This window comes from Clostridium sp. AF32-12BH (assembly GCF_003477935.1).
Taxonomy (GTDB): Bacteria; Bacillota; Clostridia; order Lachnospirales; family Lachnospiraceae; genus Brotaphodocola.
In genome coordinates, this window is the sequence record NZ_QUEH01000008.1 from 86725 (window position 1) to 110663 (window position 23939).

Annotated in this window: 22 protein-coding genes and 1 pseudogene; 21 read left to right on the plus strand and 2 right to left on the minus strand. The window is 42.5% G+C overall.

What is annotated here, in order from left to right; translation table 11 throughout:
- Positions 1-73: 73 nt before the first annotated feature.
- Complete coding sequence (locus tag DWZ40_RS09720) at positions 74-379, minus strand: DUF2325 domain-containing protein (protein WP_118542860.1); 306 nt, start codon at positions 377-379, stop codon at positions 74-76.
- Between the two features lie 74 nt (positions 380-453).
- Here DWZ40_RS09720 and DWZ40_RS09725 point away from each other — a divergent pair, with 74 nt between their 5' ends.
- From DWZ40_RS09725 to DWZ40_RS09780, 13 genes and pseudogenes are all read left to right on the plus strand, one after another.
- On the plus strand, positions 454-618 hold the full coding sequence (locus DWZ40_RS09725) for an aldo/keto reductase (protein WP_118542861.1): 165 nt from the start codon (positions 454-456) through the stop codon (positions 616-618).
- 10 nt (positions 619-628) lie between these two features.
- Entirely contained in the window at positions 629-949 is a 321-nt protein-coding gene (locus DWZ40_RS20030) for a hypothetical protein (protein WP_118585022.1), read from the plus strand.
- A 12-nt stretch (positions 950-961) separates the two neighbouring features.
- Positions 962-1366 (plus strand): annotated as a pseudogene (locus tag DWZ40_RS20035) (flavodoxin); the annotation flags it as partial.
- On the plus strand, positions 1350-2039 hold the full coding sequence (locus DWZ40_RS09735) for a DUF4405 domain-containing protein (RefSeq protein WP_118542862.1): 690 nt from the start codon (positions 1350-1352) through the stop codon (positions 2037-2039). The pseudogene DWZ40_RS20035 and the gene DWZ40_RS09735, both read left to right, overlap by 17 nt.
- A 480-nt stretch (positions 2040-2519) precedes the next feature.
- On the plus strand, positions 2520-3425 hold the full coding sequence (locus DWZ40_RS09740; RefSeq protein WP_118542863.1) for a lysozyme inhibitor LprI family protein: 906 nt from the start codon (positions 2520-2522) through the stop codon (positions 3423-3425).
- 73 nt (positions 3426-3498) lie between these two features.
- Positions 3499-4812: a DUF2812 domain-containing protein gene (locus tag DWZ40_RS09745; protein WP_118542864.1), complete on the plus strand. Its 1314-nt coding sequence runs from the start codon at positions 3499-3501 to the stop codon at positions 4810-4812.
- A 29-nt stretch (positions 4813-4841) separates the two neighbouring features.
- Positions 4842-5084 (plus strand): LPXTG cell wall anchor domain-containing protein, encoded by a 243-nt coding sequence (locus DWZ40_RS09750; protein WP_118542865.1) that lies wholly within the window; start codon positions 4842-4844, stop codon positions 5082-5084.
- Positions 5085-5140: 56 nt separating this feature from the next.
- Positions 5141-6526, plus strand: coding sequence for a hypothetical protein (locus DWZ40_RS09755; RefSeq protein ID WP_118542866.1), 1386 nt, complete (start codon positions 5141-5143; stop codon positions 6524-6526).
- Between the two features lie 34 nt (positions 6527-6560).
- Complete coding sequence (locus DWZ40_RS09760) at positions 6561-6890, plus strand: hypothetical protein (RefSeq protein WP_118542932.1); 330 nt, start codon at positions 6561-6563, stop codon at positions 6888-6890.
- A 149-nt stretch (positions 6891-7039) separates the two neighbouring features.
- Positions 7040-7318 carry a helix-turn-helix domain-containing protein gene (locus tag DWZ40_RS09765; protein ID WP_118542867.1) on the plus strand — a complete coding sequence of 93 codons (279 nt, stop codon included), beginning with the start codon at positions 7040-7042 and terminating at the stop codon, positions 7316-7318.
- Entirely contained in the window at positions 7305-8438 is a 1134-nt protein-coding gene (locus DWZ40_RS09770) for a type II toxin-antitoxin system HipA family toxin (protein WP_118542868.1), read from the plus strand. The genes DWZ40_RS09765 and DWZ40_RS09770 overlap by 14 nt, the downstream gene beginning before the upstream one ends.
- A 430-nt stretch (positions 8439-8868) precedes the next feature.
- Positions 8869-9351: a YaiI/YqxD family protein gene (locus tag DWZ40_RS09775; protein WP_118542869.1), complete on the plus strand. Its 483-nt coding sequence runs from the start codon at positions 8869-8871 to the stop codon at positions 9349-9351.
- Positions 9352-10344: a 3'-5' exonuclease gene (locus DWZ40_RS09780; protein ID WP_118542870.1), complete on the plus strand. Its 993-nt coding sequence runs from the start codon at positions 9352-9354 to the stop codon at positions 10342-10344.
- A 285-nt stretch (positions 10345-10629) separates the two neighbouring features.
- Here DWZ40_RS09780 and DWZ40_RS09790 read toward each other — a convergent pair whose 3' ends face one another.
- A complete protein-coding gene (locus tag DWZ40_RS09790) occupies positions 10630-11691 on the minus strand; it encodes a tyrosine-type recombinase/integrase (RefSeq protein ID WP_118542872.1) in 1062 nt (353 codons plus the stop codon).
- Positions 11692-12122: 431 nt separating this feature from the next.
- Here DWZ40_RS09790 and DWZ40_RS09795 point away from each other — a divergent pair, with 431 nt between their 5' ends.
- The 8 genes from DWZ40_RS09795 (at position 12123) to DWZ40_RS09825 (ending at position 23852) form a co-directional block, all read left to right on the plus strand.
- Positions 12123-13214, plus strand: a complete 1092-nt coding sequence (locus tag DWZ40_RS09795) for a hypothetical protein (protein WP_147354177.1) — start codon at positions 12123-12125, stop codon at positions 13212-13214.
- A gap of 48 nt (positions 13215-13262) precedes the next feature.
- Complete coding sequence (locus DWZ40_RS09800) at positions 13263-13571, plus strand: hypothetical protein (protein WP_118542874.1); 309 nt, start codon at positions 13263-13265, stop codon at positions 13569-13571.
- A 177-nt stretch (positions 13572-13748) separates the two neighbouring features.
- The gene (locus tag DWZ40_RS09805; protein ID WP_118542875.1) at positions 13749-15887 is read left to right on the plus strand and encodes a DUF6273 domain-containing protein; all 2139 of its coding nucleotides are present in this window, start codon (positions 13749-13751) and stop codon (positions 15885-15887) included.
- 28 nt (positions 15888-15915) lie between these two features.
- Positions 15916-16662, plus strand: a complete 747-nt coding sequence (locus DWZ40_RS09810) for a hypothetical protein (RefSeq protein ID WP_118542876.1) — start codon at positions 15916-15918, stop codon at positions 16660-16662.
- Positions 16659-20870: a hypothetical protein gene (locus DWZ40_RS09815; protein WP_118542877.1), complete on the plus strand. Its 4212-nt coding sequence runs from the start codon at positions 16659-16661 to the stop codon at positions 20868-20870. The genes DWZ40_RS09810 and DWZ40_RS09815 overlap by 4 nt, the downstream gene beginning before the upstream one ends.
- 89 nt (positions 20871-20959) lie before the next feature.
- Positions 20960-21133 carry a hypothetical protein gene (locus DWZ40_RS19545; protein WP_182431705.1) on the plus strand — a complete coding sequence of 58 codons (174 nt, stop codon included), beginning with the start codon at positions 20960-20962 and terminating at the stop codon, positions 21131-21133.
- A gap of 327 nt (positions 21134-21460) precedes the next feature.
- Positions 21461-22771: an ATP-binding protein gene (locus DWZ40_RS09820; protein ID WP_118542878.1), complete on the plus strand. Its 1311-nt coding sequence runs from the start codon at positions 21461-21463 to the stop codon at positions 22769-22771.
- 220 nt (positions 22772-22991) lie between these two features.
- Positions 22992-23852, plus strand: coding sequence for a hypothetical protein (locus DWZ40_RS09825; protein WP_118542879.1), 861 nt, complete (start codon positions 22992-22994; stop codon positions 23850-23852).
- The last annotated feature ends 87 nt before the right edge of the window (positions 23853-23939 follow it).

Sequence of the window (23939 nt, forward strand, 5' to 3'; positions counted from 1 at the left end):
AATCATTTAGAAGGCTCTTTCTTAGGTTAAAATTTAGAAACAGTGCTGAGAAAGCGTTTTTGAAATTATATTTCTATTTATTTTCAAATATATCGTCATAGATTTGAATGATGTTCCGCTCAATATTAACGCCATGCAAAAAGCTGAAAGGAATATGGTGGGATTGGATTGTTTGCATGAATTTATAATAATTGCTGTGGCCAAGTGTATCCGTAAAGAGGATAACCCGTTCTGCCTTTAAAATGGACATATTATCTACGGCGCTTGATACGGATGCGCTGACAAATTTCCAGTTTAGGAACTCCTGTCGAAGCTTTTTAACCCAGTTTTCATTACCACCCACAATCGTGATCCGTTTCGCTACAATTGCTTTTTTCATTTCTGAAATCGGAATATTTACAGTAGGAGAAGCGTCCTCAGTGCTGTTGTAAACAAATTCCCGCAGAGCCGTGAGTGATTTTGAGATGGCATTTGCAGGATGGACACATTGCAATTCCAGGCTCTCATAACGAAAAGCATATTCAGGAAAATTTTGATATTTTTGATTTTGAACTTACACCGGATGAAATGGAACAAATTGCTTCTTTGGATAAAAATGAGCGCCTGGGCGATTGGTAAAGGAGACACTATGAAACGATTTTTGATATTTATTCTATCGAGTATTATGGTATTGGCACTCACAGCTTGCGGAAATAGTTCTTCGGCAGAAATTGTTTCAGAAGGTGAAACAAGGACATCTAATAATAAGGATATACAAACGGAACCAGCAGTTCCGGCAAACAGTACGCAGCAGAACACTTTACAAGCGGATGACACCGCACAATCTGAAAAAATAGAAGGAGGCAGCAATATGTTAGTAGCTTATTTTTCTCTTGACGGTGAGCAGTACGGTGTTGGTGTAGTAGAGGAAGGAAACACCAGCATTATCGCTCGCATGATTGCGGAGTAAACAGGAGCCGATTTATTTGAAATCAAACCGGAAACACCATATCCGACCACCTATCAGGGGCTTCTGGATGTATCCCGACAGGAAATGGCAGACAATTCCCGCCCGAAAATTGCCGACACGGTGGACAATATGGATAATTATGACACGCTTTTTATCGGCTATCCCAACTGGTGGGGCGATATGCCAATGATCGTTTACAATTTTTTGGAGAGATATAATCTGTCGGGCAAGACCATTGTTCCGTTTTGCACCCACGGCGGCAGTGGGCTTTCCAATACGGAATCTACGATTGCCGATATTACAGAAGGCAAAATGAAAGACGGTTTCGCAATTCCCGGCACGACTGCCCAGAATGACCGTGATACAGCCAGAAACAATGTGACGGACTGGCTCAGAGAGGATGGATTTATTGAATAAAAAGTTGAGAATTGCCGTAGACAGTGGAATGGTTTTGCTTTTGCCTTTGCTGATGGCATATTCTCTGGTGGGAGAAACCGCCCATGAATATCTCGGCATTGGAATGTCTCTACTTTTCGTTGCCCATCATATTTTGAATGTTGCATGGTGGAAACATCTGCTGCGTGGAAAGTACACACCACTCCGTATTTTAGGAACAGCGATAGACTTGGCACTGGTAGTTATTATGCTGGCTTTGCCAATCAGCGGCATGATTCTATCCCGTTATGTATTTCGTTTTCTGCATCTTGGTGGAGCAGCCACAGCAAGGACAGTGCATCTACTGGCTTCCTATTGGGGATTGGTGCTAATGAGCTTCCACGCCGGTATGCACGGCAATAGGATAATGGAAGTATTCCGAAAAATCACTACTACACAGCAAACCTCTAAAATCAGGACTTGGAGTTTGCGAATGATAATAGTGTTGTTAGCAATCTGCGGTCTTTATACTTTTATAAAAAACAAAATCGGATTATATCTATTTTTGAGGACACAATTTGTATTCGTTGATTTTTCGCAACTGGTAGTGTGGTCACTTATAGATTATCTGTTTGTGAGCATTTTATTTATAGTCCTGGGATATGTTTGTACTTACCTTATACGTCTTAAGCATATCCATAAATATAACCACTGACAATTGTCGGTGGCTCAGACTGTAGACAAAGTGGTGCTTGACCTAATAGTCAAACACCACTTTGTCTACAGTCTGAGAGCTGTCGAGAAAACAGCTCTTTTATTAATGCTATTTTTTTATAAATCGATCATACAAGTACAGCGCCACAATGATTGCCGGAGCATAGACAAAAATATTTACAATAGCCTGAATGAGAATACCACCGAGATAAGTTGATATAAAACCAAATGCCATTTTTCGTTTGCACCGTCCTTCCCTGTTTGGTAAAAAAGAGAATATCTAATGTATCTTTAATGATATAGAATCCTTTATGCATTGTCAATCTGCTTTCATCAATCTTATATTATTCAATCAAAATATGTAAGAAAATGGTAAGCCCATTGTTCTTGTCAGACAGGATAATCCTATCTATAATAATGGCAGAAAGAGTATTGCTGGCTATATCTGTAATTGTTCATGGAAAGAGAAGTGGGGAAATTTATGAGAAAATGGATTTGCATCTTGTTGGCAGCAGGAATTGCAGCTGGCCTTATGAGTGGCTGCAGCAGAAATGTGGGAACGCAGGAATCGGCAGTGTGGCAGGTACTTGAAACCGAAATTCTGGCAGAGAAAGCAGATGCATCAGGAGAGGTGGATTTCACGCATGATTATTCGGAAGAGATCAAAGCGGATATTGAAGATGTGGTATCGAAGTCGGAATCTCTGCAGAAAGAGCTGGAACAGATCAATACGATCATTCAGAAGTTTACTCCATTGGCAGAGAAAGCAGAAACGCAGGGAGAAATGAATGCATCTTCCAGATGGTTTTATGTGATCTGGGATACGGAGCTCAATAATCTCTGGAGCAGATTTATGAATTTGGCTGACCAGAAGACAAAGGAGAGCGTTCTTGCAGAACAGAGAAACTGGGTAGCCATGAAGGAAGAAGCAACATTGCTGAGTATCGGAAGCAGCGAAGAAAATGGCAGCATTTATCCTCTCCTTCAGAATTCTTTTCTGGAAGAAATTACGAAAAACAGAGCCTGTGTTCTTGCCAGTAAGCTGGCTGGGATAAAAGGAGAAGATTTCATGCTGCCGGACAGATCAAACAAATACGGCCTGTTTGTTGATAATCAGGGGACAGGAAATGTATATAGCGCATTGGTAACCAGGGAGGGATTGAACGGAGAGAATGAAGCGGTCATTTCGGTATACCGGACAGGAGAAACAAGAGGAACCTTTACGGATCATGGAAATGGAGAACTGGCCTTCGCATCGGATGATGGAAATGTACGGGGAATCATTCATATTGACGGGTGGAAGGGGGCAAGTTTTCATGTTACGGAAGTGACTGGTAACTCCGCTTTCACCGTTGGGGAAGAACTGGAATTTCCGTTCGCATTCTGATGCGGATGAAGTACATAGATAAATTCCTGCATGGAGCATTTCGGCATAGCTGTCCCGGAAAGGAGATGACCATATGAAGCAGAAAAAACGGATCTGGTGGACGTTCAATTTATGGGAAGCAGATGCATTTCAGCAATATCTGGAAGAAATGGCGCTGCAGGGCTGGTTCCTGGAAAACGTCGGCGGTTCTGTCATGAAATTTTACAGGGCACAGCCGGAAAAAAGAAGATACGCGGCGCTTCTGGTTCCGGGAAGCTCTTCCCTTACCGGCGCGGACAGCTGGAAGGCAGAACAGTTTCGCAAGGAGTGCCAGGAAGCAGGATGGGATTTTCAATGCAGCGGAACTTACTGGCAGATATTTTATACCACCGATGAAAGCGTGAAGCTGACCGGAGATATGACGGAAGAGAGGCAGTTCCTGATTCAGAAAGCTCTTTCCTGGAACGGGTCTGCGAAAATTTCCTATCCTGTACTGGTAGTATTAAGTTTGTGGTCGTTATACAGCAATCTGCAGAATCCGGGAAAAATGTTTGCGGATCCCGTGGCGCTTATGCTAAATCCCCTGCTGCTTGGAATCTGCATTTCCTGGACGGTAACCTATGCGCGGCTGTTTCGATGGAACTGTGGGAATACAATGGCTATAAAAGAAGGCAGGCCGTTTCCGAGAATGAATCTGCAGCGGAAGGTAAGCTTTAAAAAGCGTATCATTCTATTAGATGAAATCCTGATTCTGGCAGTTCTGGCGCTGGCATTTTCTTCTTCCATGAGAGCCCTGGCCGGAACCATGCTTTCTTCCATTCTCATTGTAGTGATTTCCCTGTTTGTAAGGAACCTGCTCAGAAATAACGGCAGCGGAAATGCCCGGGATGACTGGATGTCATATGCGGTTGGAGTTGGTGTGCTTTGCATGATTCTGATTCCCTTGTGTAATGCGGCAGCAACTCACTTTCTGGGAGCAGATGAACCGGATACCGGGAGAAAACATACGGTATTCGCTAGCTATCAGGCAAATGATGTTCAGATGAGCAGTTCTGGAAAGTCAGTAGGCGTTACCGTATATACCAGTCCCATTTCCTGGATCATTGCGAAAACCAGCAAATGCTATCCAAAGGATATGACAAAGTGGTGGGATCAGATGGAACTGGAACTTCCGGCAGAGCTGGGGGAACTTCCCGAGGGGACAGAAGTGTCCTGGTGCCGGTACATGGTCCGCAAAGATGGGGCTGAGCCTGTTTCGGAAGAAAATTTCTATCAGGATGAGCCGACTCTTGATGAAGTGATATTAAAAGACAGAAATCGTCTGGTTGTGCTGGATTATGGCGGTGGTATGAATCTTACCGACATGAAAGAAGCGGTAGACGTTTTTTATCAGGGGCAAACAGAGTAAATGCAAATGGTGCAAAGGAGATTATATTCATGAAAAAAGTATTCGGAATCGGAAGCTGTATGGTCGGAATAGTACTGGTTATTTCTGGTGCTGTGATGAAGCTGAAAGGACAAACAGCGGTTACTGTCATTGGAGGCGCAGACGGTCCTACCGCTGTGTTTGTTGCCGGAAAACTGAATGGTGATTTCTCTATCATACTGATTCTGATCGGAATTGTATTGTTGGCTGTAGCAGCAATTGTTTATTGGAAGAAAAATGGCGGAAATTCATAAGAAAAGCAGCTCGCATGGTATTGGCAGCAGGAACGGTGTGAAAAGGGGGCGATTACATGGAAGAGAGTTTCTGGAAACAGACGTATGAGAAGATTCTGATTGGAATGGGTCTCTTTGGGATTACATTGAAATTTCTCTTTCTCAATCAGATTCTCCCCTTCATTGGCGCCCTTTTGCTGTTTACAGGATTTCGAAAACTGAGATCAGAAAACCGCTGGCTGAAAGCCGGATATGCAGGCGCCGCGCTCGAAGTTGTGATTACCATTGTGACAATTGTGCTTGGAAGTGTGCTCGAACGGGAGAAAATCTATGCTTTGTACGCATGGAAAGAAATTGATTTCTGTGGCGGAATCCTGCCGGTCGTGCTGATGATTTGTCTTTTCCTTGGAATGCGTGAGGAGTTGGAACAGCGTGATGAAAAAATAAAAAGTGAAGTTCTGCTCCATATCATCATCTGGTATGCGGTGGTGACGGTGCTTGCGATTCAGGAATATGAGGGCTGGATCCTTGGTTTTGTAATCGTTGCTGCATACATTGGAATCCTTGTAGAGTTAAAGAATATAGCAGAAAAACTGGAAGAGGCCGGATATGTACTGGAAGAACATTCGGTGCGGATTTCAGACAGTAGATGTGCAGCAGGAGCAGCAATTCTGACTGCGGCAGGTCTGTTCGTCAGCTATACATGTTTTGGTGCTTATCATATGGAGTGGACAACTGCAAATGAAACCCAGGATCCGGCATGTGAAGAAACCAAAGCACATCTGTTATCCCTTGGTTTTCCGGAAGATATCTTGCATGACTTAAAGAAAGAAGATATTCTGGCGTGCAAAAATGCCAGACAGGTTATGCTGAATCAAAGCGATGATTCGCTGCGGGGCAGGGATGGGCAGTTGCAGCTTGACGGCTTGGCAGTAGAACTGGAACAGGAAGGCCAGTGGAAGGTGATCCATCATTTCTTATGGAATGGAAATCCGGGCTTTCGCGGGACAGAAGCAGTACAGATCAATCCGGCATATCAGGAACTGAACGGGGGCTGGACCTCCCAGTGGAAACTTACCGGTCAGGTCCTTTACGATAAGGATGGAACTTCTTACACCGCAGATTATAAAATCTTGCAGGACGAAAATTACGATACCGGCATGAATGCTTTCTTTTACGGAAGTCAACAGAATGCCAGCATTTTCGCGGAATTTTCCTTGCCGCGGAGTGGGGAAAACTGTCGCGGATACGTGGCCTATGAAATCAAGGCAAAGGAAAGTGACTGGTGGATTGATTCCTGGCTAAATTATACCCATCAGAAGACCATCTGGCAGTATCCGGTCATCTCAGCAGCCCAGAACAGAAGACAGGGCGGCTGGCTGGACGAGCGTGTGTTCAGTACTGTGCAGGATGCGCTGCAGGTGCTTCCAGAGGGGGAAAATGAAGGCTCTATCGGTTCATAAACTCGAAAAATTGGATGTTATTGGGAGAAATATTATGACTGGGAATATGATAGGGTTTGTTATATGGGCGATGGTTGGCGTTATTATCATTAGTCTTGGAATAAGAGCATATCTTTCAGGAAAAGTGGCTGACTTTTGGGCAAACATAAAATCTATATCTGTAAATGATATAATGGGCTACAATCATGCGGTTGGTAAGCTGTTTGTTATTTATGGAGCAATATTGATTGCATTGGGATTACCGCTGCTTTCAGGACAGAATTCTCCATTTATTTTACTGTCAGTATTGGGAGTAATGATAGAAACAATAGTAATCATGGTGGTTTACAGTTTGTGTATTGAAAGAAAGTATAGAGAACAATAGTTTTTGCTCGTTCAATTTTATTCTGTATAATCTGTTGTTATTTAAAAATAAAAATGCTAAAATAAAAGTAGTTAAGATATTATCTAAAATAGTATAAATTAAGCTATTTTGGATAATATATTATTTGTAAATAAAGGCGGTGAAAACGAATGGAACAACTGATATGGGAAACAGCGGAAGAATTGGATCAGAAGCTGGCACAAAGGGTAAGAAACATCCGAAAACGGCGTTCCATTTCCCAGGAAAAATTATCCTCTATGAGTGGTGTAAGCTATGGCTCTATCAAAAGATTTGAAGCTACCGGACAAATCTCCCTGATCTCACTGACCAAGATTGCTATGGCCTTGGATATTGCAGATGAGCTTAGGAGTATTTTTACACAGGTGCCATATAAGAATATTCAGGAGGTTATTAATGAAACCAAATAATGCATTGCAGGTTCTCTACGATGAAAGGCTCGTTGGAACGCTGGCGATGACTGCAGACCATAAAGCGGCATTTCAATATAGCGAAGAATGGCTTGAACATGGATTCCCGATCAGTCCATTTTCTCTTCCACTGAAAAGGCAGGTTTTTGTTCCAAACAAAGACTATTTTGATGGACTTTTTGGAGTATTTGCGGACAGTTTACCAGACAACTGGGGAAGATTATTGTTGAACCGACTACTGCGCGCCCATGGACAAAATCCGGATAAACTTACAGTTTTGGAGCGGCTGGCTATCGTTGGAAAATCAGGAATGGGGGCGCTTACCTATTATCCAGAAAAGGAAATGCAGGAAAAACAGGGCCATAGTAATCTGGATGAACTTGCGGAGCAATGTCAGAAACTGTTGAATACAGAGTATTCTGATAAACTGGATGAGCTATATCGCCTGGGAGGTACCAGCGGTGGAGCCAGACCCAAAATTATGACAACTATTGAGGGGGAAGAGTGGATCATTAAATTTCCGGCCCATGTAGATGGAAGAAATGCTGGAAAGATGGAATATGATTATTCCTGCTGTGCCAGACAATGTGGTATTGCCATGAGTAAGGCCAGATTATTTCCATCAGACAAATGCGAAGGGTATTTTGGAACAAAACGATTTGACAGAATGATGGATAATGGCAGTCAAAAACGAATCCATATGTTAACCGCCGCTGCTCTTTTGGAATTAGATTTCGAACAGCCAAGTCTGGATTACCACAGTTTGATGAAGCTGACGAAAATTTTAACCAGGGATCATCCAGAAGATGTGAACAATATGTTCCGCAGGATGTGCTTTAATGTGTTCGCTCATAACCGAGATGATCATTCTAAAAATTTTACGTATCTATACCATGAGGCAGAGGATTGCTGGCGGTTGAGTCCTGCATACGATCTCACTTACAGCAATACCTATTACGGAGAACATACAACCACAGTGGATGGAAATGGGCGCAATCCAGGAGAAAAGGAGATTCTGGCAGTTGGCATTGCCGCTGGGATGGCGAGAGCGGAATGCAGGAGAATTATGAACCAGATCAAGGATTGTGTGAACCAGATGCTGGGACAGTATCTTTCTTAGAAAAATGGAGTACAATTGCAACTTAAGGAAGTATCACAAATATTTTTCACCCCATATGGCCATTTCATAATAAATCTTGATGAAATTGTAAAATATCTATAATTTGTAAATAATTTTAAAGCTGCATTGCCGCCATCAAATGGCGGCAATTGTATTTTTCTCCTGTTCGGAATCATCGCGCAGATAGCTGGGAGCAGGATGGTGTAGTTTAATGGATTCTGCCACGTCAACGGCCAGACGATTTGGACGTTGTTGTTGCTGATCTCATGAGCTGTCACCGACTTGCTTTTTCGCAAGGAAATCAGTTATTGGTCAGGCTGAGAAGTCAGCAACATTTATTTGTTATTGAGTGCCGGGTTATACCTATTTTTCGTGTGTATGATATACTTGTGGTATAATCCATATACTAAACAAGATAAAGGGTGGTACTATGCAGATTTTTGTTGATGCAGATGCTTGTCCGGTGGTTTCCATTGTGGAAGCAGTTGCGAAAAAATATAGGGTGGCGGTAACGCTGCTATGCGATACAAACCATGTATTGTATTCTGATTATAGTGAGGTAGTGGTTGTTGGAGCCGGCACGGATGCCGTAGATTATAAGCTGATCAGCATTTGTCATAAAGGAGATATCGTGGTATCGCAGGATTATGGAGTAGCGGCTATGGCTCTCGGAAAAGGTGCTTATGCGATTCATCAGTCAGGCAAATGGTATACAAATGAAAATATTGACCAGATGCTGATGGAACGGCACTTGAACAAAAAAGCGCGGCGGAGCAGCCAGAAAAATCATATTAAGGGGCCGAGAAAGCGCACCGATGCAGATGATGAAAGATTTTTTCAGTCTATGGAAAAAATGGTATTAATGGCTATGAAAAACTGTTCGGAAGATACAGAGAGAGGGCAGAAGGCGTGAATGATGAATATTACGGGGGTTTTTGAGAAATATCAGCTTTATTATTATTGGAATCATGGCCTGTGCGATCAGTGTGGAGCACCAATACTGATTTTAAATAGGGCGTTAAGCTATGAGGGCAATGATCAGCAGGAATTACAGGCTTTTTTGGATGAGCATCCAGAGTGCCGGTATTTTTCTAATAAAGATGAACAGAAGATTTTTGAAGAAAACGGTGGCTGCAAAAAGTTGGAAGAAACATATAATTACAAGTCGCCATATTGGGCCATGCAATCTGTAGGAAGCAAATCCCTGCTGGGGCAGTTTTGCTGCAGCGCATGTAGAGAAAAATGGATCCGGGAAAGAGAAGCCGATCATTTAAAAATTTATACATACTTCTGGGAATTGCGAGAGTATGCACTGAAAGTAGCTCCAGAACCATGTGATAATCCATCTGGAATTGTTGTGTTTGATCTGGAGACTACGGGGTTGAACAGTAACGATAATGAAATTATACAGATCAGTGCGGTTGATGGAAACGGGGATTTACTTCTTAATGAATATGTCCGACCAGGGCTGATCAGGTCATGGCCAGATGCGGAACTGGTGAATGGCATTACACCAGAGCGGGTAAAAAACTGTAAGACCATCAGAGAGCAGATAGGGAAGATAAAAGGCGTTTTTGCATCGGGGAAAACATGGATCGCGTATAATTGTGATTTCGATCTCGGATTTTTATTCTTTGCAGGTATTGAACCAGGTACGAATACCGAATTAGAAGATGTGATGCTCGATTTTGCCGAAATTTGTGGAAACTATGATAAGCGCTACGGAACCCGGCGATGGCAGACGTTAGAAGCGGCCGCCGCACATTTTGGGTATAACTATAAAGCGCATGATTCTTTGGAAGACGCAAGAGCCACACTGTATATTAGGAATAGAATTAAGCGGGAAAAAGAAATATTAGATGAATTGACTGCTCCATATCAGACGGTGAAAGGAGAACAGAATTAGGCAAAATGATACCTTACTTATATCGGAAACAACCCCAAATTTTTCTGCTATCCAAGATGGGTGAAAAATTTGGGGTTTGGTCATTCAAAATGTGCAATAAAATCAAGCGGATTACTGGACTTTTAATGAGGAAAATGATACCTGATCTATGTAGTAGGGTATCATTTTTCCAAAAATTGAATAGTGAATTATATGGTGCAGAAAAATATGAAATATTGGGGATAGATTATGCGGAGAGCAGCTATATCTCGGAGCTGCCCTTAATGCAAATGGCGGATTTGGAAATTATAAGATACCTATTTCTTCCATTTCGTTGCATAATTCTTCGAACGTACCGGTAACATAGTTTTTTGTGGTGCTGATATCGGAATGTCCTAAAATATTTGAGAGCATGACCAAATCATGCGTCTTGTCATAAAAGGATTTGGCGAAAAAGTGGCGAAGTGCATGGGGATGTGCCTTCCTTTTATCAATGCCAGCATTGGCAGCAATGGTCTGGAGCATATTATAAATATTTTGCCGTTCCAATGGTTTTTTATTTTTATCAGTGAAAATAGGGCCAGATGGGATGTTTTTTTCAATGACATAATCATTAAGCATTTCCTGAAGTTCCCGGATTAAAGGAACTTTTCTGTTTTTATTCTTATTTCTAATTGTGATTTCCTGTTGCTGTATGGATTCAACGGTAATAAACTGCAATTCTGAAACACGGATACCAGTTTGTCCGAAGGCGCGGATCATAAGGTTAACCTTTCTTTTTTGAGGGCGACTGCTTTCTTCCAGGAGTTTATGGTAATCTTCCGGGGTAAGAATAGCATAGGTAGCTTTTAATTCTTTCTTTTGAACTTTTTCTAATTGAACAAAACAATCAGCGCGATCCAAAAAGGTCAAAAAAGAATGAATGGAACACAGTTTTGAATTTACCGTGGAAACGGCATAGTTTTGTTTTAATAGATATTTTTTATAATCTAGGCATTGTTCTTTCGAAAGTTCTGCACCGGACAAAAAAGTTATGAAGCCAGTTACATCAGAAATGTATTTGCTAATTGTATTCTTGGACCGCTCATTTGCTATTAAAAAATCCCGATAAGGTTTCAAATTATCTGGAGAGAAAGAGGGTGTGTCAGTAATGGTATCAGAATTTGTTCTGTCACAGCAATCCAGAGGATTAGCTGCAAAATTCGGGCTTTCTAAGTGGGGCAGAATATCTGGTGTATTCGTTAATTCTGTATAAATGCTGCCAAGTAAGGACTTCAGCATATCGAGATCTTTTTCTTTAAATTCTGCTTTTATATAGTGCAACAAGATTTTTTTAATATCAACAGTAGTGGAACTGACTGTATTCATCACATTACTCCATTCATGCGCATTCCGTTTTAATTGGACACTCCGATTATATAGCGAACGTGCGTTTGAGTCAAAGAACACAAAAGCAAAACTTCTTGTTCAGAAAATAAATGAATGGAAGTTTTGCTTTTTTTTGATTTTATAATGGTCGTTTTTTAGGTAAAATGCCTAAACCGGTTATGGCATCTAATATTGGAATATTAAAATAATGACATAATCCGATTTATGACATTATTTTACAATTATTTTTTCTTAAAAACAACGCAGATGAAAGCTTTTGACTGTGAAACTATTAATAATTCCGCTTATTTTTAAATATTGTTGATTAAATTATTAAAATTGTTGCTATTTTGTATATCTCTATGGTTTCATAAATCGGATTATGTGGAAAGAAAGTAGGGGGAAACGTGGCATTAGAACATGATACACAGGTGCTGGCAAAGCAGATTTTGGAGGATTTGAAGCCGGAATTGATCATTCCATCTCCGTATTCTATATGGGATCCCAGCAGAATGAAATTTGAGGTTGCAGGTGTTACAAATCCGCAGTCATTAGCGGAGATGCAGGCGCTATTAGTAAAGAAAGCATTTACAGTTTCTGATATGTATATTTTACGTGTGATCCGAATGCTTGGACATGCGGATCTGTTATCAATCTGTACGGTGCTGATGGCAGAACGGGAAAAGGAAGAACAAAAAGCTAAGGAAGAAAAACGGCCGGCGCGTTGTATTCCGAAGTTGGATCATCGTTCCCTGAAAGAGCGCCTTGATACGTTGGCAATGAGTGGTTTGGTTATTGTTGAAAAGTTTCAGATCAATGAAAGCGTATACGCATATTTGAAGAGTGCAAAATCAGAAGCACACCAGACCCGGCAGATGTATTCTCTTACTGCCCATGCAACATACGCTTTTCGGACCATGCTGGAGGCAGATCAGCAATTAAGGTTTGATTCAAAAACAATATGGCTTAATGAGATGACAAAAATGGAGCGGGCTAATGCGGGGTTACTTGCGGCGGTTTTTTTGAAGCAGAAGTATATGTCAAAATATATATTTTCTTATCGCCTGAAAAATGTGAAGGGTATAGATGAGTTGCCAGCAATTATTGATTTTAAGAAAGAAGGAGTTATGCCCACTCGCCTGGTGATCTTCGCGGTTAATTTCTATACGAATGAGAGGATTGTAACCGAAAAAGATCATTCGTATTATATAAATTCAAAGGTTAAGGGATTTTGTGCAGCTCTGCGTACAGTAATCCATGAGACTATAGGAAATGGATCTGCGTTTGCGGCCATCATATGCGAAGACGCTAAAGGCATACAAAAAGTAATTTCCATGATCCAGAGCATTGATGAGCCGCTGATGAAGCATTGTGTTTTTACGACAGGGACGGTATTGATATCACGAAGCGCACTTTCAAAAGCAGATGTCTTACCAGGATGTTTTGTAGAGCCGGTATTCAATTCAGAGAAGGCCCGGTGGCAGATCGTTGGGGCGACAGGTTTTTATTTCCTGGAAGCATAAGAAGGGAGGGAGTGGACTGCCTGGCAGCAGACTTAGGCAGGAAAACTTATGGCAAAAATAATGAAGGACACGGCGCAGGAACAGGCTCTTTTGGAAGTGGCTGACTTGCTTCAGCAGCTTAAAATATTGGATAACAGTACAAAAAATCCAGAATCTTCGCTGAGCTGTACCTATCGTGTTGGCAGTGGAAGAATGCAGCGCCTTCCAATTTCAGAAAACTATCTGGTTAGTATGATTGCAACGGTTCAAACTGATCTGCAGAAGAAAATAAATAACCTCTGTAAAAAATATCGCATTGAACTGGAAGCGGATGAATCGGCATTGATGGGGACGGGGATTGGAGATGATATTGAGTAAATTGTCTTGTTATAGTTTACGGTTTCGACTGCTGCAGCTGACATGAAGAAAGATCACAAGGGATGATCTTTGACAGTTAGAAAAGCAGAAAAGACCGTATGGTAGAGAATTCATTATGTCATTTTTTAATTGCTGCCGGGAAAACAGAATTTATTGATGAAATGATGGAGAATTGCAATGAATAAAAGAAAATTAATTAGCCGTTATGCGGTTTTTCTTTTGGGAATCGTGATTATGTCGGAACCGGTCCTGTCTTATGGTTATACGATAAAACAGCCGATAGAATTTGAGCTTTCTGCATATGGAAATATTTTAGAGGATGCAGGACAGAATGCAACAGCGGAAGCTGATCCGAGGGAACTGGTTTCCTGGAAGGTTTATTTTGTAGATGAAGAGAGCAGACAAATCCAGTTATCTGCAATGCGTAGTGGAACGATTTTAGAGGGTGAGGAACTGGTTGTACCATATGCGAACAGTCTTATTGTAAATGGGCATCGCTGGTTGGCAAATGAGGACTCACCATATCGGGTAAATGTATATGGACCGGGTGAAAAAATCATCTATATCACTTATTCGGATGAAGGACCTGTCGGGGATATAGATGATCCAGAGGCATCGGAACGGGAACGATTTGAAATGTATTTTGAAAGGGCTAAAAAAGCGGATGCGGCAATCACTGGAAAAGAGGCGGAAGAAATTCTGGATGACCAGATTATTTGTGAAAGCAACGCCAAATGTTCTTATCGTCTGCGAAGCCTGTCTGTACAGATAAAAAATACGGCGGCCACTCCTGTTTATGTAATTGCAAAAGACTGTGCGGCAACAGGGATAATTTTGAAGGAATTATACAGTACTTCTGTGGAGTACAGCGCAAATCTTCTGGATACGATTCAGCTGGATGGAGCGGAATATAGAATTTACGTATTTCTCGTAAATAAAATATTTGGAGAAACTTGCAGCCATAACTGGAAACTGGAGAAGCGAACAGAAGCAACATGTCTATCATCAGGATCAGAAAAATATGTTTGCAGTATCTGCAGTAAGGCAGAAGTAAAAACGTTACCGGCCCTGGGGCATGTGGATGAAAATGGTGACTCATTATGTGACAGGTGTGGTAAGCGTACAGAGGAACAAAATGGCGGAGACCGTATCACGGCAACGTATAGGCCATCCCTGAGCGAATATCAGATGCAGTTTGTCTGTGTGAGTGAAAACTTCCAGAATGGCTATCTTTACATTTCAGATACAGGAATACCGGCAAGTGAATTTGGAGGTTATGGATCCCTTGATTATATGCTTTCTAACCCCTACCAGAATTTTGCTGGTACATTTGCGGACTGTTTCAGTATTACAGGACAGGCGCTGTTGCCGATTGATGCGGATGGTGCACTTGCGTATGCAGCTATTCTGTCAAAGGAAGAAGTGCTTGCATATCGGGGACAGATAGAGGGGGATTACATTACAAGAACCGTAGAAAATGGACAACTTGTGGTTGTGCATGATAATGGATCAACAAGTCTCGTGACACCTACGGATGATATGCTGCTTCGCCCGGCTGTAGTACTCGGTGCTCCGGATGCCGGTACCGCGGATCCAATCTATTGGTCAGTGGGAGATGTACAGAAAGTAGTGATCGATCAGAAAACTTATGAATTTCGGTGTGTAGATACCAATTATTATGATAAATCCGAAAATCATCAGAAACTGGCATTGTTCCTTTGTGATGAGGTGATTCCGGCAAATTATGGGAGTGAGTATTCCTATTTACCGGATAAAGAAGGCATTATGGGCCAGGTATTTCTTCCGGGGCCGGTAGTAAATTTTGGTGATGAAAGTGATTATAAGTATTCCAAGATACATAATTGGCTGAGCAAGCATCAGAATGGAATTTTTCAGAGCTTTAACTGCCATATTGGCGTGGACAGTGCATTTACTGGAAGCACAGGTAAGGGGCGGTTCAGTGAATTAAGCGACCAAGACTTGAACGTGCATAGCATCGGATATCAGAGACTGACAGCCAGACTTTTTAGTTTATCGGTGGAAGAGGCATTGAAGTATAAAGATTATCTTTGGAAATTTGGTGATACGGATGCGGATAATCCAGAAGATGTAACCGATAATTTCTGCAATGGATATTGGCTGCGTTCTCCTATGGGGAATACAGGTGCTGACAGTGGATATGCCTATATCGTGGATCTGGTCAATGGAATGATCCGGCCGGAGGCAGTGAAACCGGATGGCAGCAGTACAGATGAAGAGTTAAGGGTAACTACTTCGATTGGTGTAAGACCAGCCTTTGCGGTACCGCAGGGATGATCATAGAAAATTAGTAGGAGGAATTTGAATGAGGAAACGAGGCGTTGTGATCTTAATGGCAGCTGCACTTACCGCTTCTGTTCCGGCAACCGCGCTGGCTGATCAGTTTGCCGGTCAGATAGCTTTGAATGGGGAGGCTGCTTCGGAAGATGTTGTTGATGAGGAAAGTCCGGTGGACATGGATCAGACAGAAGAAGCAGAGGATGAAAACCATGAAGAGTCGGAGAACGCGGGTTTGGAGGAGACGGATGAGGCAGAAGCAGGAACGGAAGAATCGGAACCCGAAGAGTCAGAGGAAGAGGTAAAGGAATCAGAAAAATCTGATGAGAGCAGTGAATCAGAAAATGAAGATGCTGCCTCAGAGGGATTGGAATCGAAAGAAGATGAGTTAGAGGACGAAGACACAGAAGAGACTGAAGAGAAGGAGGTAGTGGACGAGACAGAACTGGCGGATGAACTCCAGAAAGAACCGTCAAAAGCGCCAGAAGAGGAAGCCGGGGATATGCCGGAAATCGGAACGGAAGAATTTACAGCATGGTTTAAGAAAAACTGTAAAGAGGATTTTTTATGGGAGATGCTGGCAGAGCATGTAGAGGATGACACATTTTTTACCTGGGCGGTAGAACACGATAAGCTGTATTATAAAGCATTTAAAGCCTATCAGAAGATCCTGGAGAAAGACGGGCAGCCAGATGAAGAAATATCTTCCGAGGTAGATGCAGAAACAGAAGAAGACATGGCCATACTGGATGAAGAGGTGGAGGAACTGACATGAAAAAACGTAGATATCGAAGACTGTTTGCGGTGCTGACTGCCGCGATGTTCAGTGCCTGCAATGTTTCCACCGCGCTTGCGATGCCACTGCAGGAACTCACGGAAGATTATCAGGACTTCAATACAAAGCTGGTTGAAGAGAGTCGGCCGAAGGATATTGGCAGTGATGCATTCTCAGAGTGGTTTTTTACATATTTGGAAGAAGAAACTCTGTGGGACTGGTTTTATGGTGTTATGGAGGATGATACCAACGAAGATTACAGCGCACTGTATTCCTGGTATGAAAAAAATCAGGAGCAAATTGCAAAACAGTTGGGTGCAAATGCTTCGGCACTTATGGCAAGCAGTGTAGGAGATCTTTGGAATAACTGGATCGATGGGAATTTTGATCTTACTGGAGACGGAACAGAGAGCAATCCGTATCAGATTGAAGATCTGGAAGATCTGATGATCATGACACAGGCGATTGCAGCTGGTACAGGTAATTATGATACTGCCCATTATCGGTTAATGGATGATATTGATCTTTCCTTTACCATTAATAATGGAAACTGGAACCCAATTGGCTGGTATCAGAATGCAGCACAGTTATCCGGTAATGTATCCAATAGTTTTAAGGGTACTTTTGACGGAGATGGCCATACAATCAGTGGCCTGAAAATTGTAAATATTTCAAAAAATCTTCAGAATGTTGGCCTTTTTGGAGTCTTGGATGGCGCGGTTGTAAAAAATCTGGTCATCGAAGATGCCCGTGTATATGGATATAACCATGTTGGCATTCTGGCCGGCCAGATAAAAGGGGAGTCCGTAATCACGGACGTGACAGTTGAAGGAACTGCTGCTGCCAATACATCATCTGGTGGTTATGCTTCTGATGCAGCGGTAGGTGGTCTGGCTGGAAAAATTTTCGGAAGCAGTTCTGGCTCCAGGGCTACGATCGAAAATGTAACAGCAACCGTGAATACAGTGAACCTCGGTGCTACCAGTAAAACGGGCGGTATTGCCGGTGAGGTGAGCAATGCCTATATCGTTGATACCAGTGTATCCGCGACCGGAAATAATATCCTGGGCAGATATTATGTAGGCGGTATCGTCGGAGCAATGAGCAGCGGTACATCCCTTTACAATGTGTCCGTGGACGGAACAATTGGCGGAAACGGTGCCTATGCGGTTGGCGGTATCACTGGTTATTATGAAGGCGGAGAAATTGTTGTTGCCCGCATGTTTGGAGAGATCGGAAAGACAAATGCGGGAACAGCAAGAGAAGGCATCTTTATCGGTACCCGCAAAGATTCCGTTGATATGAAATATGGCACAACCTCTGGGAAGAACCTGGCGTACTGGTTCACGACCGTAGCCAATAAGACAAAAGCGATTGTCGGAAGTGGAAAATCATCAGATACGACCGTTACCGATGCGGCCCACATCGGATATTGGAATGATAATGAAGTTCACTACTATTTGAAAAATGGAGCCAATGAAACCTATGATGCCAGCAGATATTTCTATGAAGAACTGGAAGACGGAATCCGCAATATTGTAGTTACCAGACTGGATCGGGATTTTACGGTAGCAGATTACGAAAATGGCCTGCCATTTTCCATTGATCATTATGCACCGGGAACATATGGGCAGCCGGTGAAAGGCTATTTATTGTCGGTTAGTCGTGTAGATGTGGCAAATTCCAATGGCACATTTGATCAGGATGTGGCTACTTTTACGGCATATCCGGGAGGTGCCAACAGTTTTTACCGGATCATCGATAAAGATAGTTCTGCTGCTGTCAGACCGGGAGAAACGGTCCATGTAACGACCGCAGCCAAGAATACAAATGGAAGCATTTATCAGATGGTAACGGATGAAAATGAGCCTGGCGGCGTAAAGCCACCAACCTATACGGATGAGGACGGAAATCCGCAGGATATGACGTATCAGACCGGTGGGGGATATACGTTTGAAATGCCAGAGCATAGCACAGAGCTGGATGTAGAGTACATCAGGACAACCTCAAAACTTTCCATGGATCCGGCCAATGTGACGTTCCATGTGGTACAGACCCGGACCGGGGACCGGAAAAATCCGACGGTGCAGACAGTAGTATTGGATGGCAACAACAATCAGCTTGCAACGTATACCGGAAATGATCTTTCTGCGATCAATGTTAATCCGGTTACTGTAAATGCTGTACACAATGATACCGGAGCAAGTACGGATAAAACACACAGCTGGAGCATTGACGATTCCGATCTTGTGGTAAATGCATCCGATGCAGGTTATGTGGAGACGGCTGCAAAGATCAAACCGAATATGGCCGGCAGTTGGATCAATGGCCTGTTAAATAAAGCGGTAAAAGCGCAGCAGGATAATAACTACTTAAGCGCAATTCCAGCTACTGTAACCAGCAAAAATGCAATTTTGACAGCTTCAACCAATGCAGACACCTCACCGGATCATAAATCTGTTTACGGAAATGTGACCGTCACGGTTGATTTTAAGATTGTGGATGAGACAACGCTCCGCGTTGAAGGAGTGGAATTAAACAAGAACAATATCACTTATACCATTACCAGGAAACTCACTGGAGACCGGAAAAATCCGACAGAAACCATTTTTGCAGATGAACCGCAGATCCTGGCAGCAAGTCTCAGACCGGCCCAGAGTTTTACCCAGAATGTGCGTTGGGAAGATGAGAATCCCAAACAGTATTTAAAGATTACTCCACAGGGAAGCTTTGAGCATGAGTTGAAAGTGGAAGCAAAGTATGATCCGAATGGCGCTGATAACCCTGCATGGATCCAGAATGTCATTAATGCAGATAATCAGAAGCGGGATGCGGATCCTTATGAGAAGCTCTCCGGAACAGCAACGCAGGTAGAGCATGTGACCGTTACCAGTGAGGATGCTACGAATGGCCACCAGACCGCAGACTGCGAGGTTACATTGAAATTTGTCACAGTGGATGAGACCGTCATTCACCCGGAAAGTGTTCAGATGGGCCAGCAACAGGTGAAATTTGATCTTCAGGCAACCAAAGAGGGTGATATTAATTCTGCAGTGAAAACCCGGACTGGATTTGATCCGGTACAGCTTAGCTGCACCGTACTGCCGGATTGTAGTTCAGATGCTTTACATACACCATATAACCGTGAAGTAATCTGGTCCGTATCGGATACGGATGTGGCAAGTATTTCCCAGACCGGTCTTCTGGCACCGAATCCAAATGCACAGTGGATTAAGGATGCTGAGCATGTAGCGCCGTATACTGGAACCAAGACGATCAAAGCGATTGCAACGACTGTTGACGGTCAGAAAGTGGGCGAAACCACGGTCGTTTTAAATTATGCTGCAAGGTGTATTGAGATGCCGGAAACAGAAACTCTGGATCTGGTACTCACGATGACCGGAAGAAGAAACTCTCCAATCTATACATTTGGTGATATGCCGCAGAAACAGGTGATTGCAACAACATATCAGGAAAAACGACCGGTTACTTACAGTTCTTCCAATACATCTGTGCTGCAGGTTTCTGCAGACGGAACGATCCGGCCAGTTCAGGATGCTGGTCTGAAGTGGATCAGAAAGGCGTGTGTAAGTCCGTATACGGGAACAATTCAGGCGGTTATTACCGGAACGGATGCGACTGGTTCAGACAGCACCGTTGTGACATTAAAAATTACAGTATCCGACCAGACAACTTATTCATCATCCTCCAGCGGTGGCGGCGGAGGTGGTGGCGGTGGCGGAAGCCACAGCTCAAAGGCAGTAGCCACCTCCGGCACAACACCTGCTGCCAGCAGTCTGCCGGAATATGTTGTGCGAGGAACATGGACAGAAACTGAGCAGCATAAATGGATGTTCCGCGATGATACACGTACTTATGCATCTAAATGGGCAGCAATTTATAATCCATATGCGGATAAAACCAAAGGCCAGCAGGAATATGACTGGTTCCGGTTTGATGAATCCGGTTATATGGTGACAGGCTGGTTTACAGATGTCGATGGAAACAGATACTATTTGAACCCGGTATCGGATGGTACACAGGGACGTATGGTAACCGGTTGGTATTGGATTGACGGAATGTGTTATTACTTTAACCCCGTCTCTGATGGAACCAGAGGAGCCATGAAAAGAAATTGTGAAATTGACGGATATCAGTTAAATGTAGATGGTATCTGGGTTGTGAATGGAGTAGTTCAGACAAAATAAATATACCAGGTGTATTTATTATTTTGGTGGTGCCCTGCTAAGGGCACCGCCATCAAAAAATAAGTGACCATACACAGGGGGAGCTGCCGTTGGAAAAGCCGGGAAACAATCAAGATGAAGAATCCGCAAAAGATTGGAAATTACTTTTTGAATTGTATGAAATTCTAAAAAAGAGGGTTGATGCCAGGGAAGAAAAGATGCGGGATTATGTAAGAAAAGTTGGCTTGACAGAGAAAGAAAAGAATAAAGATGAGCAGCAATAACAATGCAGGGAATCGTATGCTGTCAAAGGGATACGGTTCAGTTTCCGCAGGCGCGGTGTGTACCTTGAAAACTGAATAGTATGATAGCAAAAGAATATGCAGTATGGAAAATTCCCATGCTGCGGAATATGAATAACGTTTTTTGACTATAATTGAAATACTGGAAGCACCGAAAAAATGTTTTATATTCCATGTTAACAGCCGAAAAAATGTTAAGATTTATAAAATAACGTCCGAAAAAATGTTAAAATAATTAGAATTACAGCCGAAAAAATGTTATAATTAAAACGGCGGTAGGAAACATATGCGTTTTGGAGGAGGTTTTTTATGGAAAGAGAACTGTTTACTAAGTTGGAACGGTGGATGAAGAAAAAGAATAGAAAGCCTTTGATCATACAGGGGGCAAGACAGGTCGGCAAAACATGGATCATGAAGGAATTTGGAGCCAGATTCTATGAAAAAACCGTCTATATCAATTTTGATAATAATAAGGCGATGAAGGACGTATTTGAACTGGATTTTGATTTGAAGAGGATCCTGTCGGCAATTAAAATAGAATACGGAAAAAGTTTTCAGGCAGAGAATACCCTGATTATTTTTGATGAGATTCAGGAAGCACCAAAGGCTCTGGCATCTTTAAAGTATTTTTATGAGAACGCGCCACAGTATTCTATTATTGCAGCCGGTTCATTGCTCGGTGTTGCATTGCATCAGGGAACGTCCTTTCCGGTGGGAAAAGTGGATTTTTTAAAACTCTGTCCAATGAGTTTTAGTGAATTTCTTTTGGCGGTTGGTGAAAATGGGCTGTATGAAACACTTAAGGCCCAGGACTATGAGCTGATCAATGCATATGCAGGAAAGTACGTGGATCTGTTGAAGAAGTATTACTATGTGGGCGGAATGCCAGAGGTGGTACAGACTTATATTGATTCCGATGATCTGTATGAAGTTCGTGAGATCCAGAACAATCTTCTCACGTACTATGAGGAAGATTTCAGCAAGCATGCTCCCAAAGAGGTTGTTCCGCGTATTATGATGGTCTGGAATTCAATTCCGTCCCAACTGGCGAAGGAAAACCGAAAGTTCATGTACGGTGCGCTGCGCGAAGGAGCACGAGCTAAAGATTTTGAGCTTGCAATACAGTGGCTCGAAGATGCAGGATTGATTTTGAGAAGCTACAGGGTATCAAAGCCGGATATTCCACTTATTGCATATATGGAGATGAACAGTTTCAAGATGTTCATGTTTGATGTGGGATTATTAACAGCGAAGGCCGGTTTATCGGCCAGATTGTTGCTTGACGGCAGCCGTATTTTTGAAGAATTCAAAGGGGCGCTCACAGAGCAGTATGTCGCGCAGGAGTTGCATGCAGCTGGATATCCACTCTATTATTTTGCGACAGAACGTTCAACGGGTGAAATTGATTTCATGCTGCAGGGAGATCTTGATTGCATCCCGATTGAAGTAAAAGCGGAACAAAATCTTCGTGCAAAGAGCCTGAAAGCTTTTTGTGATAAATATCAGCCGGACATGGCGGTTCGAAGCAGCATGGTAAATTATAAAAAAGAAGACTGGCTTATTAATGTTCCATTATATATGCTCGCTGAGTATTTAAAGAGCATGGTGCATGTAAATTAGGCTATGGGAGAAACAGGCTATCGTTTGGTGGCCTGTTTTTTTATTCAAACAGATTGAGATATTCATATTCCGCAGCATGGGAAGAGAAAGAAATTTCTATAATTGATGTTCGATAGTCATGATTTTTGTTCAAAAGGGCTTTTGAATCAGGTAGGTAGTTTACATATCATCATGGATCGTATACAGTGATTATAGAGCAGAGAAGGAGGGGAGAAGCTTTATGAAAAGACTAACCATTTTGTGTGCGGCTTTGACCGCAGCGATGTTTATGAATATGTCAGTATACGCAGGAACTTCAGAAGTGGCAGCAGAAGTCAGTGCCGGTACTGTATGTTTACCGGGAGCTGATTTAACGGATGTAATGGGCGGCGGTTTTATTTTCAGTGATCAGCATCCAGAAATTACGGATCCGGAATATTACTTAAAAGAATGGTACAATTCTCCGCAAGAAGGGGAACAGAGTATTTTAAATGCGCATGGAGAATATAAGACACCATACAACAATTACATGGATGAGGCATATCCACTTTTGCAGGAATTTCTTCATAGTTTTGACTGGATCCATGCAGATGAATATACCAGATACCAGAAAGCTTTTGAAAGAGTCGGGGCAGCATACCATGGAAATATCTATGATGCGGATGCGGGATACAATCGCAGTAAAGAGCGGTGGTTGGTCCTTCGTACCAGACATGGGATGTGTGAACAGTTTTCAAATGAACTGGCAGAGCTTTGTAAGCTGGTAGGCGTCAGATGTGAAGCATATCAGTCTTCGGCCTATCATAAGCGGTGTTTGGTACAGATCGGAGAAATCTGGTACGTGGTTGATCCAACCAATAATGGGGTGAAGAACTGCAAGGCCGTTGATTATGCGGCGGAGAGAGATCGGTATAAAAACGAGTATTTTGCATCAGAAGAAGCGCAAATATTGCAGGAACAGTTAGATATGGGAGAAAAAGCCCAAAAAGGTGAAATTACATGGAGAGAGTATTTTCATTATTTATTCCCAGACTATACAGACGAACAGATCCAGTCGCAATTGGGAATGAGCTATGAAGAATACGGAAATCTTTGGAAATAATAGAATAGATATTTGTGAGCAGGCTATCAGTTTTGATGGCCTGCTTTTTTAAATTACAAAAAGGGAAAGAGAGTAGATAAAGATGAA

Bases quoted from the DNA above. Each gene is read 5' to 3' on its own strand.
- DWZ40_RS09720 (WP_118542860.1), bottom strand. From the start codon at position 379: ATGAAAAAAGCAATTGTAGCGAAACGGATCACGATTGTGGGTGGTAAT.
- DWZ40_RS20030 (WP_118585022.1), top strand. From the start codon at position 629: ATGAAACGATTTTTGATATTTATTCTATCGAGTATTATGGTATTGGCA.
- DWZ40_RS09735 (WP_118542862.1), top strand. From the start codon at position 1,350: ATGGATTTATTGAATAAAAAGTTGAGAATTGCCGTAGACAGTGGAATG.
- DWZ40_RS09740 (WP_118542863.1), top strand. From the start codon at position 2,520: ATGAGAAAATGGATTTGCATCTTGTTGGCAGCAGGAATTGCAGCTGGC.
- DWZ40_RS09745 (WP_118542864.1), top strand. From the start codon at position 3,499: ATGAAGCAGAAAAAACGGATCTGGTGGACGTTCAATTTATGGGAAGCA.
- DWZ40_RS09750 (WP_118542865.1), top strand. From the start codon at position 4,842: ATGAAAAAAGTATTCGGAATCGGAAGCTGTATGGTCGGAATAGTACTG.
- DWZ40_RS09755 (WP_118542866.1), top strand. From the start codon at position 5,141: ATGGAAGAGAGTTTCTGGAAACAGACGTATGAGAAGATTCTGATTGGA.
- DWZ40_RS09760 (WP_118542932.1), top strand. From the start codon at position 6,561: ATGACTGGGAATATGATAGGGTTTGTTATATGGGCGATGGTTGGCGTT.
- DWZ40_RS09765 (WP_118542867.1), top strand. From the start codon at position 7,040: ATGGAACAACTGATATGGGAAACAGCGGAAGAATTGGATCAGAAGCTG.
- DWZ40_RS09770 (WP_118542868.1), top strand. From the start codon at position 7,305: ATGAAACCAAATAATGCATTGCAGGTTCTCTACGATGAAAGGCTCGTT.
- DWZ40_RS09775 (WP_118542869.1), top strand. From the start codon at position 8,869: ATGCAGATTTTTGTTGATGCAGATGCTTGTCCGGTGGTTTCCATTGTG.
- DWZ40_RS09780 (WP_118542870.1), top strand. From the start codon at position 9,352: ATGATGAATATTACGGGGGTTTTTGAGAAATATCAGCTTTATTATTAT.
- DWZ40_RS09790 (WP_118542872.1), bottom strand. From the start codon at position 11,691: ATGAATACAGTCAGTTCCACTACTGTTGATATTAAAAAAATCTTGTTG.
- DWZ40_RS09800 (WP_118542874.1), top strand. From the start codon at position 13,263: ATGGCAAAAATAATGAAGGACACGGCGCAGGAACAGGCTCTTTTGGAA.
- DWZ40_RS09805 (WP_118542875.1), top strand. From the start codon at position 13,749: ATGAATAAAAGAAAATTAATTAGCCGTTATGCGGTTTTTCTTTTGGGA.
- DWZ40_RS09810 (WP_118542876.1), top strand. From the start codon at position 15,916: ATGAGGAAACGAGGCGTTGTGATCTTAATGGCAGCTGCACTTACCGCT.
- DWZ40_RS09815 (WP_118542877.1), top strand. From the start codon at position 16,659: ATGAAAAAACGTAGATATCGAAGACTGTTTGCGGTGCTGACTGCCGCG.
- DWZ40_RS09820 (WP_118542878.1), top strand. From the start codon at position 21,461: ATGGAAAGAGAACTGTTTACTAAGTTGGAACGGTGGATGAAGAAAAAG.
- DWZ40_RS09825 (WP_118542879.1), top strand. From the start codon at position 22,992: ATGAAAAGACTAACCATTTTGTGTGCGGCTTTGACCGCAGCGATGTTT.